Annotated in this window: 3 protein-coding genes; 2 read left to right on the top strand and 1 reads right to left on the bottom strand. The window is 62.4% G+C overall.

Annotated features, from left to right (window positions below):
- On the bottom strand, window positions 1–664 hold a 664-nt coding region (locus EN750_RS25255), incomplete at its 3' end, for a PAN/Apple domain-containing protein (RefSeq protein ID WP_245482802.1).
- A 272-nt stretch (window positions 665–936) separates the two neighbouring features.
- Between EN750_RS25255 and EN750_RS25250 the strand changes: the two genes are divergently transcribed.
- Both EN750_RS25250 and EN750_RS25245 read left to right on the top strand, forming a co-directional pair.
- The gene (locus EN750_RS25250; protein ID WP_127398130.1) at window positions 937–2,865 is read left to right on the top strand and encodes an autotransporter assembly complex family protein; all 1,929 of its coding nucleotides are present in this window, start codon (window positions 937–939) and stop codon (window positions 2,863–2,865) included.
- A gap of 3 nt (window positions 2,866–2,868) precedes the next feature.
- Window positions 2,869–3,291, top strand: a 423-nt coding sequence (locus EN750_RS25245) for a hypothetical protein (protein WP_145967898.1), incomplete at its 3' end; no start/stop codon positions are given.

Here is a 3,291-nt window from a genome sequence, read left to right as displayed (position 1 = left end):
GCAATTTATAGGCATTGAAAGCGGCCGACGTGCTGTTCGCCGGCAAAGTGGAGGCTTCGGAGGTGCTTGCGGCAGGCTGCACGGCCAGCGTTTCACGCGCCAGGTTAAGCCAGAGCTGGCCATCATCGGGCAGCACCGAGACCGCGGCCTCGTATTTCAGCATGGCGGAGCGGTGATCCCCGGTCAGCACGGCCTGTTCGGCGGCGTTCAGCAAGGCAGCCATGCCTTCGGTCGGCTTGTCATAGGCCGGGCCGAGCAGCTTGTTGCGGTATTGCTGGGCCTGATCGGCCATCCAGTTGGGGAAGAAAGCGAGTTCCGGCGGCGCGCCGATATCAGGATCGCCATCGATGTTGACGACCTTGCCCGCGACCGCGCCGTTGAAGGTTTTCAGCTGGTTGTAGTCGGATTTGAGGAAGCACCATTTGGCTTTTTTGTTGTAAGTGAAGGCGCGGCAGGCCGGGTCTCCCAGGCATGTCGTCTTGCACTGGTCGATTGTCACATTCTGGTCGGACCTGAGATCAAAGCCGAAATAATCGGAATTGTCCGTTGTCGCGATCCGCCGGGCCTCGGCCGCTTGCGCGGCGCTGCTCCAGGCCAGGACATTGGCCCAGGCGAGAAACAGAAGAATCAGGATAGACAGACCACGAGCCGCGCGCATTGCCATAACACCCCTCCAGACACAGCTGACGTCCGGGCATGATCAAGCTTCAGTCAGGCTTGTCAACACAAGGACGCGGCAGGGTTCCGCCTGCCAACGGTTTCCTTTCCGGCCGATCACCGGTAGTACCTCCATAGGACAGGGGATCACGCTTTCTTGCGGCGACGCAAAAGGTGTGAATTCCAAGCCCGCCCTATTTCAGACAATTGGATTGTGGCCCCTTTACGAGCGCTTCAGAACTTCATTCCAATTTTAGTTTTGTAAACTAGGTTGTCTTAATGCCGGCGCATGAAGAGCAGATGTCAGGAGGTCGCGCGCCAGGGCGTGCGCTTCCGCGCGCCCTGCTGTTGGCCATGATGTGCTCGACCGTGCTCGTCGCCGAATCGCGGCCGGCGGCCGCTTTCGAGCTTTTCGGCATCAAGCTGTGGGGGTCGTCCAGCGACGAGGATGCCGATATCGTCGATCCCCTGCGTTACGCCGTGACCATTTCCGCCCCCGACGCCGACAAGGATCTGGTCAAGAAGCTCGAAAATGCCTCTGCGCTGAAGAGTGACGAGGAGCGTCCGGTTTCCGGTTCGCTCGGACTGATGGCCAAGGCGCGCAGCGACCGCGAACAGCTTGTCGCCGCGCTCTATGCCGATGCCCGCTACGAAGGCGTCGTCACCGTCACCATCGACGGCAAGCCGCTCGACGATTTGCCGCCGGATGCCGAATTCAAGGGGCCGCAGCCGGTTCCCGTGGTCATCGACATTGCCAGCGGGCCGAAATTCACCTTGGGCAATATCCACCTTGAGGGCGACGCGGCAGGGCTGATGAGCGCCGATTACGGCTTGATATCAGGCGGCGATGCGGGATCCGGCGCTGTGCTCAAGGCCGAGGCGCTGATCGTGCGGACGCTGAAGGAGCAAGGCAGGCCGCTGGCAGAGGTGACGGACCGGCAGATCGTCGCCGACCACGCTACTTCGACGCTGGACGTGACGCTGACGGTCGCCGCTGGGCCGGTCGCCGGCTATGGCGACACAACGGTGGAAGGCACCGAAAAGGTCGACCGCGACTTCACCGAATACATGACCGGCCTCAAGCGCGGCCGGCAGTACTCGCCGCAAGAGATCGATGACGCGCGCGACCGGCTGCTGGCGCTCGAGGTCTTCAACAGTGTGACGTTCAAGGAAGCCGACACGCTCGATGCCGACGGCAACATTCCGATCGGCGTCCAGGTCAGCGAGCGCAAGCCACGCTATTTCGGCGTCGGCGGCACCTTCTCCAACACCGAGGGGCTGGGCCTGGAAGGTTATTGGGGCCACCGAAATTTGTTCGGCCGGGCCGAGAAGCTGCGCATCGACGGCAAGATCAGTGGCATCGGCAGCAATGATCTCGGCGAGCTCAACTACAATGCCGGCATCATGTTCGAAAAGCCGGGCGTGATCGGGCCGGCATCGAAGTTCTTCGCCGGCGTCAAGACGGTACTCGAACATCCTGACGCCTATGACCATTTCTCGGTCAAGGGCAGCACCGGGCTGTCCTACGAGCTGACCAAGAAGCAGACGGTTTCCGCCGAGGTGGCGCTCGACTATTCCCGCATCCACGACGCTTTCGGCAAGCACAAATACCTGATCGCCAGCATCCCGCTGCAATATGTCTATGACAACCGGGACAACCGGCTGAACCCGACAAGCGGCTTCCGGGTGCTGGCCTATGCCGAGCCCAGCTACGACATTTTGAGCGGTGCGGCGTTCCTGAAGCTGAGGGGCGAAGGGTCGGCCTATCAGTCGCTGGACTCGGCTTCGAAATTCGTGCTGGCCGAACGTGTCGCCATCGGTTCGATCGTCGGCACCAGCCTCGAACATGTGCCAGCCGACCGGCGCTTTTATTCCGGGGGCGGCGGTTCGGTGCGCGGCTATGCCTATCAGGGCATCGGACCCAAGGACTTCACCGGCCAGCCGATCGGCGGCCTCTCCTTCTTCGAAACCTCGGTCGAGATGCGCATCGCCATCACCGATACGATCGGCATCGTGCCGTTCGTCGACGCCGGCACCGTATCGACCAAATCGGCTCCCGATTTCTCCGATGTCAAGGTCGGCGCCGGCGTCGGCCTGCGCTATGTCACGCCGTTCGGGCCACTGCGCATCGATGCCGCCGTGCCGCTCAACCGCGATCCGGGCGACCCGCGTTTCGGCATCTATGCCGGCATCGGGCAGGCATTCTGAGCGATGAAAACAGTCTGGCGCATCCTCCGCATTGTCCTTTACACGCTGCTGATCGTGGTTGCGGGAGCGATCGGCGCGCTGGTGGTGCTGACCAAGACCGAGCGCGGCCGCGACAATCTCGCCGGCATCATTTCGCGGCTGGCTTCGAACGATGACCGCAAGATCACGGTCAGCGGCATAGACGGCATCTGGTCCGGGGCGCTCAGCGTCGACCATGTCGTGCTGGAGGACCGCGAGGGCGCCTGGCTGGTGGCGCGCAAGGTGGCCGTCGACTGGTCGCCGCTGGCGCTGCTGTCGAAAAACTTCAGCGCCGACCGTATCGCTGCCGAGCGTATCGAACTGGCGCGATTGCCGGTGACCAGCACGCAGCCAGCGCCGAGCGGGGGTACGACGACGCTGCCGGTTTCCATCGACATCAAGCAGATC

It is taken from the genome of Mesorhizobium sp. M7A.F.Ca.ET.027.03.2.1, assembly GCF_003999175.1.
GTDB lineage: Bacteria > Pseudomonadota > Alphaproteobacteria > Rhizobiales > Rhizobiaceae > Mesorhizobium.
This window is presented reverse-complemented; position numbering and strand designations above follow the sequence as displayed.